Source organism: Mesorhizobium sp. M0816, from assembly GCF_040320005.1.
Lineage (GTDB): Bacteria > Pseudomonadota > Alphaproteobacteria > Rhizobiales > Rhizobiaceae > Mesorhizobium.
Map to the genome: position 1 here is coordinate 69402 of NZ_JAMYOT010000026.1, position 15341 is coordinate 84742.

Genomic DNA, 15341 nt, shown 5'->3' on the forward strand with positions numbered 1-15341 from the left:
CGAACACGCCTTCGACACGTGTGTAAGGCTAACCGCCTCGCAGATCCCATGCTTGCGCGCCAGGTCGCCCGCTTTTGCCCCGCCTCATGCTCACGCAGGACCGCGATGATCAGCTCTTGCGTAAACCGCATTCTCTTCATCAGTCCGCCCTTAAATCGAGGCCGGACTTTAATCTCAGATGGAGGAAATTACCGATGGCAGGTCAGCCGCTCGAGGATGTTTATGCCGGTTGGCAAGAATGATCCTCTTCGTAGTGAAGCCGAAGTTCATTCCGCCGCGAAGACCATCAGATCCTCGAAGGGGAACTCGACATAGTATTGGCCGGACGGAAGGGCGTCCCGGGAATAGGTCCGGATTGTCAGGTCATTGCTTTCGAAAATGACTTCATGCCGATCGCCAAGGAAAAGGCTCTCGACGCAGGTCATGGCGATACGTCCAGGCCCGTCCTCCCCGGACCACGTCACCCGCTCAAGCCGGACGAGTGCGGTGACTTTGGCGCCGACGGTCAGCTCCTGCTGGGCGCTGCCCACAAGATGGATGCCGTTGGCGACAATTTCCGCACGGTTGCCGTTGATGGCGGTGACCACGCCGTCAAGGCGATTGCTGGCACCCATGAACTCTGCTGCAAACAGGCTCTTCGGCTTGTTGTAGATTTGCTTGGGCGTTCCGTCCTGTTCGATCTGGCCGCCGTTGAGCAGCAGGATGCGGTCGGCGAGCGCCATCGCTTCCACCTGATCATGGGTGACGCACAGCGCCGATAGCCCGAGATTGGTGATAAGGCGGCGCAGCCAGATCCGCGCTTCTTCGCGTAGCTTGGCGTCCAGATTTGACAGCGGCTCATCGAGCAGAATCACGTTCGGCTCATAGACCAGCGCACGGGCCAGCGCCACGCGCTGCTGCTGTCCGCCGGAGAGCTGATGCGGATAGCGCTCGCCCAGTTTGCCGAGGCCGATGCTGTCCAAAGCCTTCTGGACGCGGCTCGCAACATCTGCCTGGGACACTTTGCGCAGCTTCAGGGGATAACCCACATTCTCGGACACCGTCCGATGCGGCCACAGCGCATAGGACTGGAATACCAGCCCGAGACCGCGCGTTTCCGGCGCCAGATTGATGTTCTGCCCGGCATCGAAAAGCGGCTTGTCACCGAGCAGTATCTTGCCGCTGTTGGGTGTCTCCAGACCGGCGACCGCTCGCAAGAGCGTCGTCTTGCCGGACCCGGACGCGCCGAGCAAGGCGACGATCTGACCCGGTTCGACCGAAAAGGACACACCTTTCAGGATCTCGAGGGTGCCGTAACTGAGGCGCAGGCCGTCTATGATGATATCAGTCATTGAGGCGGACTCCAAAGCGCATTGCGAGGGCAAGACCGGTCACGATGATGACGGTGTTGATGACGGCGAGAGCGGAAACCAGATCGATCGCGCCGGTGCCCCAAAGGGAAACCATGAGCGAGCCGATCACTTCGGTTCCCGGTCCGAGCAGATAGACGCCCGTCGAATATTCACGGGCGAAGATCAGGAAGATCAACAGCCAGGCTGAGAACATGCCGCCGCGGATGAGCGGCAGCGTGATGTCCCTGGCGACCCGGCCCTCGCTGGCGCCAACTGACCGGCCGGCTTCCTCGAGCTCCTTGCCGATCTGCAGGAGCGTTCCGGAAATCAGCCGCATGCCATAGGCGAACCACACAATGGTATAGGCGAGCCATACCGAGATCATCGTGGCACGCAGGGGTGCGATCGGCTTGAAGAAGAGAAATATCCACAGCATGGCAAGGCCAGCCACAATGCCCGGCATCGCCCGCGGTATCATGGCCACGTAATCGACGACTTTGGTCAGGGGTGCGTTCGAGCGGTGACCGGCGAGTGCCACGGCAGTATAGGCCGCGATCGAAGCCGCGCCGCCGACCACCGCGACGCCGACCGTGTTGAGAATGGCGCTGATGACATTCGGATAGTCAGCGAGATCGCGATAGTGATCCAACGTCAGCACCTGGAAGATATTCACCCCGACGCCCCAGCTTGTCACCAGTGAACGAATTGCGACGCCGCCCACCGGTATGATCACGGTGGCCGCGAACCAGGCCACCACAAGCGCGAAGGCCGGCCAGCGAAGAGCGCCCAGCCGGATGGGGTTGTGCCGACTGCCCTTGCCTTTGACAGACACATAGCGGCTGGCGTTGCGCAGCATGTAGCGCTGCAGCACCACCAGCGGCAGCGCGATCATGATGATCGCCACCACCACTACGGCCATCAACTGGTAGGAAGGAACACCGAGCTTGTTGGTGAGCTTGTAGAGATAGGTGGCGAGAACCAGCACGCCTTCCGGATCGCCAAGCACCAGCGGCAGGCCGAAAAGTTCGAAACCGAGGAAGAACACCAGAACCGCCGCATAGAGCACCACCGGCATCACCATGGGCAGCGACACACTGGCGGCGACGCGCCAAGGGCCAGCGCCGGCGGTGCGTGCCGCCTCTTCGAGGTCGGCGCCAACGTTGCGGAGCGCCGCCGATGCATAGAGATAGACATGTGGGACATGGGTGAGCCCGGCAATGATCGCGATCGATGTCACCGAATAGACATTCCAGGGCACGTAGCCGATCATCGACTTGACCGCCAGCGAGACGAAGCCGACTGGTCCCAGTGTCATCACATAGCCGAAGGCCAGCACCACCGCCGACATGAAAACCGGGATCAGGATGATCGGCTCCAGCCAGCGCTTGCCCGGCACGTCGGTGCGCACGATGATGAACGCCAGCAGGATTCCCACCGGAACTGCGATCACCGTCATGCCCACCGCGAGCTTGAGCGAAGTCGTCAGCGCTAGCCAGAAATCCGCGTCCGCGAGGATGAAGCTGTAGGCGTTCAGCGACAGATGCGCGGTTTTCTGGAAGAAAGGCGCGGACAGAAAACTCTGATAAATGATCAGGGTGACCGGTGCCAGCACCACCAGGATGGCGAGGAGGTTGGTGCTGACACGAAAGACACGGAAGGGCATGATCGCCTCGAACAAAGCCGGGGGCCGTCCGCTAGCAAGAGCGCAAGCGCGCCGTTCCGATGATTCTTAATAGCAAGAAGGGTGAGAGAGCCGACTGTGCAGGCACTCCCGATCAAGCGATTACTCGCCCTTCATGGCTTTCTGCCACTCGTTGAGGAACGCCAGCCGTGTCGTCTCGTCGAGACCTTCGAGCAGCTTGTCGTCGAGCGCGATCGGGTGAACGTTTTCACCGGCGGCGGCCTTTATGGACGCCAGCGTGGTTGCCCCTTCAACGTCATCACGAACGGCATAGAGCTTGATGTCGTCGGCGATCAGCTTCTGCGCGCGCGCCGACAGCAGATAGTCTACGAATAGCTTCGCAGCATTGGGATCCTGGGCTTCCGCCGGAATGACGGTGGCGCGGGTGGTCACCAGGACATAGTCCTTCGGGATTATCACACCGAGGTTCTCGTCCTTGGCCTGCTTGGCGAGGCCATATGAGCCGAAGATGCCATAGGCGATGGAATGTTCGCCAGACGTGACCTTCTCGATCATCGAGCCGGCGGAGCTGTAGAGCTTGATATGGGCCTTGCCAAAAGCCTTGTTAAGCGCCCAGGAATCGGTCCAGTTCTTGGCGTCCTGGTTGTAGAAATAGAAGCCGACACCGGATTTTTCCGGATCGTAGGACGCGATCTTGCCATCATATTCTGCGGTCTTCCCGGTCATCAGCTTGAGAAGATCGGCGTGGGTTGCGGGAACATCGCCTTCAGGCACGAGACGCTTGTTGTAGACGAAAGTCACCGGGTCGGCGGTGGTACCATAGACCATGTCCTTGTAGGACGCCCAGGCCGGAAGGTGGGCCGCCTCCACGGATTTGTATTCCTGCGCATAGCCGTCTGAGGCAAGTTTGATCTGCAGATCCGGAGCCGAAGACCATGCGACATCTGCCGTGCCTTGGCCCGAAGCGGTTTCGGCAATGACGCGATTGTAGAGTTCGGTGGAATTGAGGTCGGAATATTCGACGGCGATGCCGGGGAATGCTGCTTCGAAGTCCTTGAGCAAGGGCTGGACCAGCGCCGCGTCGGTCGTCGAATAGATGCTGAGGTGTCCTTCCGCGGTGGCGGCGGCCACCAGATCCTTGTAGTTGTCCGGATACCCGGCGGGGATCTCGGCAGCGGCGGCAAGCGTCGCGAAAGCGGCTGACAGCGAAAACGCGGCCATCATCGTCGCAAGACGATTTTTCATTAGGGTCTCCTCCAAGTTCGCCTAAATCGTACCTCCTCCAGGCACAAAAGGCGAGTATCATCCTGACCTGTCACCAACCTGTCACGGCGATGTCGAGGTTTGCTCAGCCGACTAGGCCCGATGGGTCGTGATCAGATTGTCGATGACAGCGGGATCGGCCACATCGACGTATTGCGGGATTGCTGAAATCTTGGGGCGGCATCCTACGCGTCACGGTCGCTGGCCCTGCGCATCGATCATGGACTTGCTCCAATCCTCGATGAAGCGGCGGCGCAACGCCTCGTCTTGTACGGCAAGTAACGCAGGGCCGATGCGTATGGCGCGCGCGATACCAGACTCCCCAAGTTTTTCCGGGCCGTCCGCTCCCTCAGGCAATTGCCCGTTCTCGGCAAAGAAGAAGGCGCTATCCCTGGCAACCTTCTGTCCCCGGGCCGACAGAAGGTAGTCGAGAAATCGTTTGGCAACGTCCATATTCGGCGCCGTCTTCGGAATGAGCGCGCCACGACTGAGTATCAGCGCATAGTCCCGCGGGACAACGACCCTCAAGTCGGAATTGCCCCTGGCCGCCGCGTAGGCGTATGACCCGATCATATTGTAGCCTATATATAGGCTCCCGTTTGCAACGTCCTGAAGGGTCTCCGCGGTGCAACAACGCACCACAGTTTCCGCTCGGCTCATGCTTTCCAGAAGCCGACCGTAGACCGCCGTCGTCTGCCGCGCATCACTGAACGCCAATAAGTAGCCGATGCCCGAAAGTCGGATGTCGAACGTTCCGACCCGTCCGCGATAAAAATCGATCCGCCGCCTGAGAAGATCGGCGAGTTCGATGTGGGTGCGCGGTACGTCGCCGGACGGCACGAGGCGGGCGTTATAGACGAAGACGGCCGGTTCGTAGGTAAAGCCGAATACCTCGTCGCGCCAGTTTGCCCAATTGGCGACATGCGCGGTTTCGGCCGACACGTGCGGCGCCGCGCAGCCGTCATTGGCGAGCTTCACAAGTTGGTCGACCGACGGAGACAACAAGATGTCGCCCAGCACCGCGTCCGTCCGACAGGCTTCACTGGCACTCCTTTGCAAGTCGTTGGTGACATATTCAACATAGTCGACTGCCACGTTGGGGAAAACGGACTGAAAATCCCGGATCAGTGGTTCCATTGCCGCCAGATCGGTCGCGGCGTGGATCGACAGTCGGTCCTTCTCCGGCTGAGACGAAGGGAAAAATGCGCTGCTTCCTTCAGCAGCTCTTGCCGCGTGACCGATGCATAAGACGACGGCAGCCATCAAACCGAATGTCGGCAATGTTCCCGTTATCATCCGGTCTTCTCCGTCGCGATGGGCAACGTCAAGGTGACGGTGAACCCTTGCGTGCCCTTCCCGCCATCCTTGCTTGTCTCGCGAAAGGTCAGCGCGCCACCGTGAGCCGCCGCAACCTCCGACGCGATGGCGAAACCAAGACCTGCGCTGCCGTCATGAGATTTGGACGTTTCGAAGCGCTGCGTAACCCGCTCCCACTCGCCCCGCGGAATGCCCGGTCCGTCATCTTCGACCTCGAGATGGGCACGTGTACCGTCGCTGCGTACTCTGACCTCAAGGCGCGACACCACTCCATGGCGCAAGGCATTGTCGATGATATTGACGATCGCTTCGCGAAGGCTGACGGCGTCCGCAAGCACGACCGGCTCGTCGTCAGGCGCCTCGAAGGAGACGATGATGTCCGGATCGATAGTTATCGGAACCGCCGCACGGAAAGCGCGCCGTGCGACATCTGCCAGATCATGCCGCTGAAGCTGCACGGAATCGGCACGATGGATGACCATGGCGTGGCTGAGCAACTGGTTGGTCAGGCGCGCAAGTTCGCTGGCGCGCTGCTGTACGCGATCGAGATGCTGGCGGCTCGACTTGTCCAGCTTGGCTTGACTCAACAGATCGAGCTGCGCCGTTAGCGCCGTCAGCGGCGTTCTGATCTGGTGCGCCGCGTCGGCGATGAAGCGCTGCAGGAGTTTCACGCGCTCGTCGAGCCGACTCATGAAATAATTGATGGAAGTAACGAAGGGCCGCAATTCTCTCGGTACGACGACCGTTACCGGCGTCAGGTCTTGTGGATCGCGACGGCGGAGCGTCGCTCCGAGATGCTTGACCGGTTGCAGAGAATAGCGAATAGCAATCATCGCTCCAGCTAAAGCCAATATGCTCATGACCGCCAGGAGGACGGTCGCCCTGAGAGTCAATTCACCCGCGAGCGCGCGGCGGGCTTCCGTGGTCTGCCCAACGATGACATGCGCCCAACCGGATACGGCTGGATCGGACAGTGCGCGCGCCACCACCGCAATCCGAACCGGTTCGCCGCGATAATGCGCCGATTCCAATACCGGGACATCGTGTATTGCGGCCAGATCAACTTCTGTTTGCAGATCGGCATAACCTGTCAGCGTCGCGCCGGAAGGGCCGATCACGCGATAGAAGATGCGATCGCGGCTGGCGAGGCCCAGAAGTTCAAAAGCTGATACCGGCAGGTTGATGATGAGCGAACCGGATTCAACCGTAAGGCTGTCTGCCATCTGGATGGCCGCACCAAGCAGAAGCCGGTCATAGGCGTCATCGGCGGCGGTACGTGCGTAGTACGACGCCGCACTCACCAGAAGAGCCGCACCCAGGCCCAGCACCAGCGAGATGCGGACCGCCAGGCGCGTGAAAAGGGAAGGCTCAGCCGGTATCATCGGAAGCCAGCTGATATCCCACGCCCCGCACGGTAACGATCTGCGCCTTGGCGCCTTCCAGCTTCTTGCGCAGCCGCCCGACATAAAGTTCGATCGCGTTCTGATTGGCCGGCTCGTCAAACCCGAAAAGCTGATCGATAAGTTCATCTTTGCTGAAGACGCGGCCTGGCCGCGACGCCAGTATCTCAAGCAACGTCATCTCGCGTCGTTTCAATTGCACCTCGCGCCTGCCTACTCGCACTGAGCGGCTGCCGCGGTCGAGCACGACATCGCCACACTGTACGATGTTGGTCGCCTCGCCGCTTTTCCGCCGGAGCAGAACACGGGCGCGCGCTTCCAATTCCCGGAAATCGAACGGTTTGACCAGATAGTCGTCGGCGCCGAGATCAAGCGCGCCAACGCGGTCCTCTATTTCGGAACGGGCCGTCAACATCAGAACCGGGGTCGTATTCCTTGCCTGCCGGAGCCGTCGAACGATTTCAAACCCGTCGAGGCTGGGCAGCATGACGTCGAGGATGACGAGATCGTAGCAGGTGAAATCGAGGATCTCTGCGGCAGCACGGCCGTCCGTCTCCCAATCGACTGCGTGGCCGATCGTTTCGAAGCGGCGGCTGATAGCCTCGCCAACGTCGCGCGTGTCTTCGACGAGGAGAATTCGCATGCCGGAGCATTTGCACGGAAGCAGCCGCCTATCAAGCGTCACCTCTTTGCGGAGAGGCGCTTGACATCATCTGCAGATCACGCGTTGGCTTCAGCCCTGTTACCGTCAGCAGTTCAAGCTATCCAATCATTTGAGCTTTGTCGACGGGCTGCGTGATGGCGTCTGCCTTCATGTGATCTGCGCATCCACGCCAAGAACGGGGCGCGTCGGTACATGACCCGCGCTGCAAGCCACGGCTGGACCACGCACTTTGCCGCATTCAACGTATTCGACCGCACCGTGATCAGTCGCTAGTAGATGCACCACCATCGCCATCAGGAGATTATGCTTCTGGCGATCGTGATGCTGATAGCGATTGCGCAATGCCATCATTTGCGCTTCAGAGACGTATCCAATTGCGTCATTAAGAGGATATCATGCCGACAGGCGATGGCAGTTTGAGCGACATTCTTGGAATCTTATCGGTTCTCCTACTCGTGGCCGCAAACGGCTTCTTTGTCGCCGCCGAGTTTTCCCTGGTCGCCGTGCGCCGAAGCCGAGTTGCCGAACTCGCTGCGGCTGGGCGGCTGAACGCGGCAGCGCTCCAGCGGGCCGTCGACAATCTCGATGCCAATCTGGCGGCGACCCAGCTCGGCATCACCATTTCATCGCTGGCGCTCGGCTGGATCGGCGAACCTGCTCTCGCGCATCTCGTCGAGCCTCTCTTGATCGGGCTGCTGGGGTCGTTGGCGACTGCGGGCTCACACACTGTCGCCGTCGCGATCGCTTTCATCATCATCACCGCGCTTCACATCGTGCTTGGCGAGCTCGCACCAAAGAGTCTGGCGCTCCAGCGCAGCGAAGACACTGCGCTCTGGGTCGTGCGTCCGCTCGGTCTGTTCCTCTTTCTGCTCAGGCCGGCGATTCTAATGCTGAATGGTCTCGGCAACCTCGTTCTGCGACTCTGCGGCCTGCGCCCGGGAACCGGTGAGGATTCATTGCACTCGCCAGACGAGCTGAAGCTTCTGATCTCGGCCAGTCAGGAAGGCGGGCTGTTGCAGCAGGCGCAGCGGGAGATGGTCGAGCGGGTCTTCAATATCGGCGAGCGCCGCATCAGTGACATCATGACGCCTCGGCCGGATATCGACTGGATCGACGTGAATGATGACCGAACCGAGATTCTTCGTACGATCCGCGATTGCCGCCATGAGCAGCTCCTTGTCGGCAAGGGCGGTATCGATGAACTGCTCGGCATGGTTCTGAAGAAGGACATGCTCGACCAGGTTCTTGACGGGCAGGTTCTCGATCCGATGGCGATCATCCGTGAGCCGCTCGTCGTTCATGAATCAACGCCGATTTTCAAAGTGCTGGAGCAGTTCAGGAAGGCGCCCGTCCGCATAGCAATGGTCCTCGACGAGTACGGAAGTCTGGAAGGAATTGTTACCCAGACCGATTTGCTCGAAGCCATCGCCGGCGACCTGCCCAACATCGAAGGCGAAGAGCCGGATATCGTCGAGCGTGAAGACGGCTCCCTTCTCGTGGATGGTATGATGTCGGCCCAGGACGCCTTCGATCGCCTTGGTTTTCGAGCACGGCCAACTGAAGGCGACTTCCATACGATCGCAGGATTTGCCCTGTTTCGACTAGGGCATCTGCCTGAGGTCGGGGAACATTTTGATTATGGCGGCTGGCACTTCGAGATCGTGGACATGGATGGCCGGCGGATCGACAAACTGCTCGCACGAAGGAACTCTCCCACGGGGCGGCAAGAAACATCGGAGGTAGATGGGCTCAGAACATAGGCCAATGAATGGGCCGCCATGGCCTCGTCGAGGTCGCCGGTGCCCGCGAACCAACTGTATCCTGCGTGATCCAACCTGACTGATGCTGATGCACCATCACCCGGTCGACGAAAGGCGAAAGCACCCGCACCACCCCCATGGCGTTGCCGGTCGCCTCGACAACGACCTCGTCCGTCCTGTTCAAGCTGCGGCCAAATCCCTCCAGTCCGGAGCGGGTCATGTCGACCCGTCCGTGATGGCGCAGCCGGCCATCTTCGCAGAAAACCACTTCCGCAAAGGTGCGGTGGATGTCCATTCCAATTACACGTCATTGGCCCCCTCTCTCCTTGAACAATCGGGAGCCGGCGGGCGACGCGACACCTACGGATCCGCGCTCTCGGCGCAACCGGGCAGGTCGCAGGGGCGGCCAGCTACTAACGCGAGCTCGCAGCTTATCGAATACATCGGCCTGCCCGCACTTGGCGTGCTCCCGGCGCCGCTGTCCCGGATGGTCACACATACGCTGAAAATCTCGCATCTCCAGCGGGGATCAGATGGCACCATCATGATCATACCGGTTACCGAGCGCCTCAACGGCGAGATCAAGCGGCGCACCGAGGTCATCGGCATCTTCCCAAATGATGACGCCATCGTCCGTCTGGTTGGCGCGATCCTGCTCGAGCAGAACGATGAATGGGCCGTGCAGCGGGCGAGATACATTACGCTGGAAACCATCAGCCAAATGAGCGATGATCCACTCATCAGCCTGCTGTGGCGCGCTGATCATTCCCGGCCCATGCCGGAAGCTGCGGCGACCAAGCCGTCAACTACACCACTCCCTGGGACACGATCCTGATGCGCTCACGCTTCAAGCCAAGACCGCAATCCAGATAGCGAGCCAATCATGAAATCCGAGACAGCAGCCACCGAAAGCGTTGAGCCGGCGCCTAAGGCTGTTCCATCGGGTTGGCGAGTGTTGATGACACGCGAACGTTGGACCGAAGTCGCTCGCATTATATTTACCGGCCTGATGGCCTTTCTGTACTGGCAAAAGCTGATTCCCATTCAAGCTTTGTGGGGGGCGGTTGCCATCGGTTTGTATCCGCTTGTCAAGACCGGCGCCGTTGACCTCGTAAAAGAGCGCAAGATCGGTACCGAGATATTCGTCACCATCGCTACGGTGGTAGCGCTGATCGGAGGCGAGACCGTCGCCGGCGCGGTCCTCATGGTGATCATTCTGATCGCAGAGTTCATTGCCGATTTGAATATGGATCGTGCGCGAGCCTCAATCAAAGACCTGATCGGCTCGGTGCCCCAAGTTGCGCTTGTGCGGGACGCAGGTGGCGAACGCATGGTCACGATCGAGAATTTGCGCGCGGGCGACGTTGTCTTGGTGCGGGCCGGCGAGAAGATCCCGGTCGATGGCACCGTCGTCGGTGGAGCGGCTTCGGTCAACGAAGCATCGATCACTGGAGAGAGCATTCCCAAGGACAAGAGCGATGGCGCCGATGTCTTTGCCGGAACCATCGTCGAATCCGGCGCCCTCGACATCGAGACCGAGAAGGTTGGTGCGGACACCACCTTTGCCCGCATCATCAGTCTGGTCGAGAATGCCGAAGCGGAACAGGCACCCGTCCAGAAACTGGCGGATAAGGTCGCGTCATGGCTGATCCCGGTCGTGCTGATCTTCCTCGTTGCGGTTTATCTTTATACCCGCGACGTTCGGATGATCGTCACTCTGCTGATTTTCACATCGCCTGCCGAACTCGGATTGGCGACTCCTCTGGTGATTATCGCAGCCATTGCGCGAGCCGCACGCAGTGGAATTCTAGTCAAGGGGGGCGTCTATCTGGAGTCTTTGGCCAAGGTCGACGTCCTGGTGTTCGACAAGACAGGCACCCTGACGGCGAACAAGCCCGAGGTTGTCGGCGTGGAGATGCAGGACGGCACGCTTTCGGAAGCTGATCTGCTCAGCCTTGCCGCCGCCGCCGATCGGCGCTCCGCTCACCCCTTGGCGAAAGCGGTCGTCAACTATGCCGCCCGGATGAAAATCGATGTCCCGGAACCGGAGCAGTACGAGCAGTTGCAGGCGCGCGGTGTGAAGGCGACGGTCTCCGGAGGCACCGTGCTGGTCGGGAATGCATCGTTGCTGCGCGAGGCCGGCGTGCCGCTTTCCGATGCGATCGAAAAGGGCGGACAGACGCCGGTTCACGTCGCGGTCGATGGGAAATTCGCGGGCGTGATTCTGATTGCCGACACATTGCGACCAGGTGCGCGCGAAGCGCTGGCAAAGCTCCGTGCGACCGGGGTCAAGCGCATGGTGATGGTGACGGGTGACAATGAGGCCACAGCGCGGACCATCGCCAAGGAACTCGGCGTGGATGAAGTGCGTGCCAATCTGATGCCGCAGGACAAGGTCGCCGCCATCGCCGAACTGCAAAAGCAGGGCCATCGCGTGGCGATGGTCGGCGACGGGATCAACGACGCGCCGGCGCTGGCACGCGCCGATGTCGGCATTGCGATGGGCGGCGGCGGCACGCAGGCGGCACTGGAAGCCGCCGACATTGCATTGATGAAGGATGATCTGGCAAAAATTGTCAGCGCGCGCGCAATTGCTCGACGTGCTTACCGGACAATTCAGGAAAATATTTTTGTCGGTGTCGGTGTTGTGCACGTTTTGGGCATTACCGCAGCGCTGATGGGCTGGATCGGTCCTATCCAGGCAGCGATTTTGCACTTGGGGCCAGATGTCCTGGTGTTCCTGAATTCGGCAAAACTGCTGCGCGTTCGAATCCAAGATGTTTAGCGCATCTCTTTGGAGCCTAAGGCGCTTGCAGTTCTTTGGACGACAAACGCGTCCAATTCGCATCGTCCACGAAACCGGGCAACCGCAACCAGAGTACGCTTACTGCTGTGGCGCTGGTGGCGGTGTGCCCCCAAACCACCCAGCCGCATACCCGATCACAAACAGCACCACGATCACGGCTGCCACACCGTACCAGAGGCGCCTGTCCGTGAAATTCATCGTTACCTCCAAATATCGCGCTGCGCCTGACGACCCAGCGATTTCTTCGATCCTTTGGTCGTCGTTTTCGTGACGAGCGACTCATCTGATCCCCTGACAGAGTAGGCCAAGTATGGCTTCCAGAGAAGCGCGTAGGCCTGTCTGCGGTGCCAAAGCCGCCGGCTGCAAGCGGCTCGCGGAGGAGCGAGCATCAGGAGGACGCTGGGATCGACCCGAGCTCCATCGGCTTCTTGGCGAGCTCGAAGAAGGCGATATCGTGGTTGTCCGGAAACTAGACCGACTGATGCGGTCACTCAAGGACCTGCTCCTTATCCTTGAGAAGATCGAGGCCGCCGGCGCCGGGTTCTGCTCACTGACCGAGGCAATCGGCACGACCACGACGGCAGGCCGCATGATGATGCGGATGCTCGGTTCCTTCGCCGAATTCGAGCGAGCCATCGTACGGGAACGCACCATGGCGGGGCTTCAAGCGGCCAGGAGCGCGGGCGAAAAGGTGGTCGTCGCCCAAAACTCACGTCCGATCAGCGCTCCGAAATCATCGGCATGCTGAATGATGGTCCACCCGCCGCCGAGATTGCTCGCATCTTCCGAGTTCATAGGGCCACTGTGAGACGTATCGGCGCTCAGACGAAAATGAATGTTCGCTGATTGTGGGTCCAATTGGCCGCTTTCGCAGCGACGTACGCACCGGCCCTCCTCGGACGCGTACCCCCGGCCTGCAGTTATTGGTATTGTACCAGATGCCTACGTGGTTGGTTCGGCGGAACACATCCTGGAGCAAAAGAATTCGAACCGAACTAGCCAAAGCGGTCATTCGATTCGTCCGATCGGATGACTGCTACTGGCGCACGTGGTCGGTTGGTGCGTTCAGACATCAGATTGCCTGATGAGGCTCGGGAAGGTCCGGCCGGGGTGGAAAACCGCCGTTCAGCGCCCTATGCGAGCACGAAATTCGGCAGTCGAATTGGTGCGTGGAAACGGTGCGGAAGGCAACTGTACACCGAGAAAGGCACAAAGCGGCTCCCACCCTTCGGAGGCCTGATAAGTAAGAAGGCGTTCAGGTGGCAGCGTTGATTTCACGGAAGCGTTATGTGCTTCATAGACAGCGATTGCGTGATCACGGTTATCAAATCGACCGCCAAAGACAGTGTTTCCAACCACCGCCACACCACAGGACTGTGGATCATTGGTAGTAGCATCCATCGTGAGCCCTATTGTTTGCGCCATGCTGTCATACCAGGCTTCCGGGTCACGAACTGTCAGGATAACCTTTGCATCAGAGTAGCGGTCACTCACTTCGCGCCAAAAATGCGCCGTTGGCCAATCGACCGCGGAAAGATAGCCGGCATATGCCGCATCCCAGGTCGGGAGTTGTCCCTGTCCGGCGGCGCGCCACAGCGCCTTCTGCTCGGGATTGGCGTGGACATCTGCCATGTGATGACACGGCCCGAACCCAAGATGCTCCAACGCGAGCTTCAGCGAATATGTGCCAGTGCGACCCATGCCTGCGCCAATGACATATAGAGCCATGAGCACCCCCCGACGATTTCAATTGGTCAAAATACCGCTGTTTCCTTTACTTCGCTATTATCTTTGAAGGTTCAGCTCCGAATCGCCTCAAGCCGTAGCGCGCGAAGGTCAGTATTGGAGAAGCGCCGGGAATGGTGGCTCCTGGCGCCGCTGTGGCGAAAGACGCGTGCATCGACACCACTATCCGCTGACGCAGCGCTTGCTCCGGTCGATGACGTGGACGCCTTTCAGGGATGGGAGACAACCGACGGCGAGTTTCCGCCGGGAACGTGATCGCGGTGACCAAAGCCATCTTGAACGGCAAGGCCGTGCAGACCTGCTCCATCAGGCTGCTCGACGTCGACCGCGCGACATTCGAGCAGCGCGGACACAAGCTGGCAAGGCAAGGGGTTAGGCGCCGCGCTGTTGCAAGACGCCGTTCTGCGCACCGCGTTACGCCGCGACGATCCTCGGGATTCGCGGCCTTCTTGTTCATGCCATATCGGACGAAGCGAAAGCCTTCTACGAGCACTACGGCTTTGCGGCTTTCCCGAAAAATCCGATGACCCTTGTGCTCTCGCTAAGGCGCGTTGAAAGAGCGGGCCGAAACGTCTTGTTGTGCACAAGTTGGTAATCGCCTCGTAATCAAGCAGCCGGAAACAGCTTCCAGCGCCGCGGCCTGAATGCCACCCGGCTTTTCTGCGCCGCCGGATGGTCGACGGGCAGCTCGATCTCGACCCGCTGGCGCTCGCCGCCGATTTCGAGTTCCACCCGCCTGGTATCGGCAACGCGGCGGCTGGCGGCGACCGTGCCGGCGATGCAGCCATTGCATTCTTCCACCAGTTCGACATCGTGCGGACGGAAGAAAAGCGTCGCTTCGCCTTGCGGCGCCTGCGGCGCGGACAGCCCGATCGGGCGGTCGGCGATCCAGACCTGGCCGTCCTCGACCTTGACCGGGATCGAGCTCGATTCGCCGATAAAGCCATAGACGAAGGGCGAATTCGGTGTGTCGTAGATCTCGTCGGCGGTGCCGACCTGCTCGATGCGGCCCTGGCTCATCACCACGACGCGGTCGGCAAGCTCCAGCGCCTCTTCCTGGTCATGGGTGACGAAAACGGTGGTGTGGCCGGTCGTATCGTGGATGTCGCGCAGCCAGCGGCGCAGTTCGCGGCGCACCTGCGCATCGAGCGCGCCGAACGGTTCGTCGAGCAAAAGCACGGCCGGTTCGATCGCCATGGCGCGGGCTAGCGCCACGCGCTGGCGCTGGCCGCCCGAAAGCTGTGCCGGATAGCGTTTTTCCAGACCGGAAAGCTGAACGAGGTTGAGGAGTTCCGAGGCGCGGCGGCGGATTTCCTTCGCCGACGGGCGTGACGGCCCGTGCCGGACCTTGAGTCCGAAGCCGATATTGTCGGCGACCGTCATATGGCGAAACAGCGCGTAGTGCTGGAAGA

At 60.3% G+C, this 15341-nt stretch carries 14 protein-coding genes and 2 pseudogenes; 6 read left to right on the forward strand and 10 right to left on the reverse strand.

Translation table 11 applies throughout. The annotated features are described in order from the left end of the window. Positions 1–266: 266 nt before the first annotated feature. From NKI17_RS28985 to NKI17_RS29015, 7 genes are all read right to left on the reverse strand, one after another. Positions 267–1331 (reverse strand): ABC transporter ATP-binding protein, encoded by a 1065-nt coding sequence (locus NKI17_RS28985; protein WP_352508357.1) that lies wholly within the window; start codon positions 1329–1331, stop codon positions 267–269. Then, entirely contained in the window at positions 1324–2994 is a 1671-nt protein-coding gene (locus NKI17_RS28990) for an ABC transporter permease (RefSeq protein WP_352508356.1), read from the reverse strand. Before NKI17_RS28990 ends, NKI17_RS28985 begins: the two co-directional genes overlap by 8 nt. Positions 2995–3114: 120 nt before the next feature. After that, on the reverse strand, positions 3115–4218 hold the full coding sequence (locus NKI17_RS28995; RefSeq protein WP_352797741.1) for an ABC transporter substrate-binding protein: 1104 nt from the start codon (positions 4216–4218) through the stop codon (positions 3115–3117). Positions 4219–4428: 210 nt separating this feature from the next. Next, on the reverse strand, positions 4429–5532 hold the full coding sequence (locus tag NKI17_RS29000) for an ABC transporter substrate-binding protein (RefSeq protein ID WP_352797743.1): 1104 nt from the start codon (positions 5530–5532) through the stop codon (positions 4429–4431). Then, positions 5529–6935, reverse strand: a complete 1407-nt coding sequence (locus NKI17_RS29005; protein WP_352797746.1) for a sensor histidine kinase — start codon at positions 6933–6935, stop codon at positions 5529–5531. The genes NKI17_RS29000 and NKI17_RS29005 overlap by 4 nt, the downstream gene beginning before the upstream one ends. Next, positions 6922–7596, reverse strand: a complete 675-nt coding sequence (locus NKI17_RS29010) for a response regulator transcription factor (RefSeq protein WP_023722098.1) — start codon at positions 7594–7596, stop codon at positions 6922–6924. Before NKI17_RS29010 ends, NKI17_RS29005 begins: the two co-directional genes overlap by 14 nt. Before the next feature lie 168 nt (positions 7597–7764). Further along, positions 7765–7968, reverse strand: a complete 204-nt coding sequence (locus NKI17_RS29015) for a hypothetical protein (RefSeq protein ID WP_352797749.1) — start codon at positions 7966–7968, stop codon at positions 7765–7767. Positions 7969–8012: 44 nt separating this feature from the next. On the opposite strand from NKI17_RS29015, the gene NKI17_RS29020 reads away from it, so the two are divergent. Next, positions 8013–9377: a hemolysin family protein gene (locus NKI17_RS29020; protein ID WP_352797751.1), complete on the forward strand. Its 1365-nt coding sequence runs from the start codon at positions 8013–8015 to the stop codon at positions 9375–9377. A 91-nt stretch (positions 9378–9468) separates the two neighbouring features. Here NKI17_RS29020 and NKI17_RS37090 read toward each other — a convergent pair. Then, a pseudogene (locus NKI17_RS37090) lies at positions 9469–9672 on the reverse strand (IS110 family RNA-guided transposase); the annotation flags it as partial. A 192-nt stretch (positions 9673–9864) separates the two neighbouring features. On the opposite strand from NKI17_RS37090, the gene NKI17_RS29025 reads away from it, so the two are divergent. From NKI17_RS29025 to NKI17_RS37095, 4 genes are all read left to right on the forward strand, one after another. Then, complete coding sequence (locus NKI17_RS29025; protein ID WP_502894647.1) at positions 9865–10212, forward strand: transposase; 348 nt, start codon at positions 9865–9867, stop codon at positions 10210–10212. A 123-nt stretch (positions 10213–10335) separates the two neighbouring features. Beyond that, positions 10336–12162: a heavy metal translocating P-type ATPase gene (locus tag NKI17_RS29030; RefSeq protein ID WP_352797753.1), complete on the forward strand. Its 1827-nt coding sequence runs from the start codon at positions 10336–10338 to the stop codon at positions 12160–12162. A gap of 331 nt (positions 12163–12493) precedes the next feature. Further along, positions 12494–12931 (forward strand): recombinase family protein, encoded by a 438-nt coding sequence (locus NKI17_RS29035; protein WP_502894646.1) that lies wholly within the window; start codon positions 12494–12496, stop codon positions 12929–12931. After that, positions 12925–13029, forward strand: coding sequence for a hypothetical protein (locus NKI17_RS37095; RefSeq protein ID WP_352693738.1), 105 nt, complete (start codon positions 12925–12927; stop codon positions 13027–13029). The genes NKI17_RS29035 and NKI17_RS37095 overlap by 7 nt, the downstream gene beginning before the upstream one ends. Before the next feature lie 279 nt (positions 13030–13308). On the opposite strand, the gene NKI17_RS29040 is transcribed toward NKI17_RS37095, so the two are convergent. Next, complete coding sequence (locus NKI17_RS29040) at positions 13309–13911, reverse strand: sulfotransferase family protein (protein WP_352907129.1); 603 nt, start codon at positions 13909–13911, stop codon at positions 13309–13311. A 366-nt stretch (positions 13912–14277) separates the two neighbouring features. Here NKI17_RS29040 and NKI17_RS29045 point away from each other — a divergent pair. Then, a pseudogene (locus NKI17_RS29045) lies at positions 14278–14524 on the forward strand (GNAT family N-acetyltransferase); the annotation flags it as partial. An 11-nt stretch (positions 14525–14535) separates the two neighbouring features. On the opposite strand, the gene NKI17_RS29050 reads toward NKI17_RS29045, so the two are convergent. Next, on the reverse strand, positions 14536–15341 hold an 806-nt coding region (locus tag NKI17_RS29050; RefSeq protein WP_352797758.1), incomplete at its 5' end, for a sulfate/molybdate ABC transporter ATP-binding protein.

Coding starts and splice junctions, on each gene's coding strand:
- NKI17_RS29000 (WP_352797743.1), bottom strand. CDS start 5,532: ATGATAACGGGAACATTGCCGACATTCGGTTTGATGGCTGCCGTCGTC.
- NKI17_RS28985 (WP_352508357.1), bottom strand. CDS start 1,331: ATGACTGATATCATCATAGACGGCCTGCGCCTCAGTTACGGCACCCTC.
- NKI17_RS37095 (WP_352693738.1), top strand. CDS start 12,925: ATGCTGAATGATGGTCCACCCGCCGCCGAGATTGCTCGCATCTTCCGA.
- NKI17_RS28990 (WP_352508356.1), bottom strand. CDS start 2,994: ATGCCCTTCCGTGTCTTTCGTGTCAGCACCAACCTCCTCGCCATCCTG.
- NKI17_RS29005 (WP_352797746.1), bottom strand. CDS start 6,935: ATGATACCGGCTGAGCCTTCCCTTTTCACGCGCCTGGCGGTCCGCATC.
- NKI17_RS29010 (WP_023722098.1), bottom strand. CDS start 7,596: ATGCGAATTCTCCTCGTCGAAGACACGCGCGACGTTGGCGAGGCTATC.
- NKI17_RS29030 (WP_352797753.1), top strand. CDS start 10,336: ATGACACGCGAACGTTGGACCGAAGTCGCTCGCATTATATTTACCGGC.
- NKI17_RS29025 (WP_502894647.1), top strand. CDS start 9,865: ATGGTCACACATACGCTGAAAATCTCGCATCTCCAGCGGGGATCAGAT.
- NKI17_RS29040 (WP_352907129.1), bottom strand. CDS start 13,911: ATGGCTCTATATGTCATTGGCGCAGGCATGGGTCGCACTGGCACATAT.
- NKI17_RS29035 (WP_502894646.1), top strand. CDS start 12,494: ATGGCTTCCAGAGAAGCGCGTAGGCCTGTCTGCGGTGCCAAAGCCGCC.
- NKI17_RS28995 (WP_352797741.1), bottom strand. CDS start 4,218: ATGAAAAATCGTCTTGCGACGATGATGGCCGCGTTTTCGCTGTCAGCC.
- NKI17_RS29015 (WP_352797749.1), bottom strand. CDS start 7,968: ATGATGGCATTGCGCAATCGCTATCAGCATCACGATCGCCAGAAGCAT.
- NKI17_RS29020 (WP_352797751.1), top strand. CDS start 8,013: ATGCCGACAGGCGATGGCAGTTTGAGCGACATTCTTGGAATCTTATCG.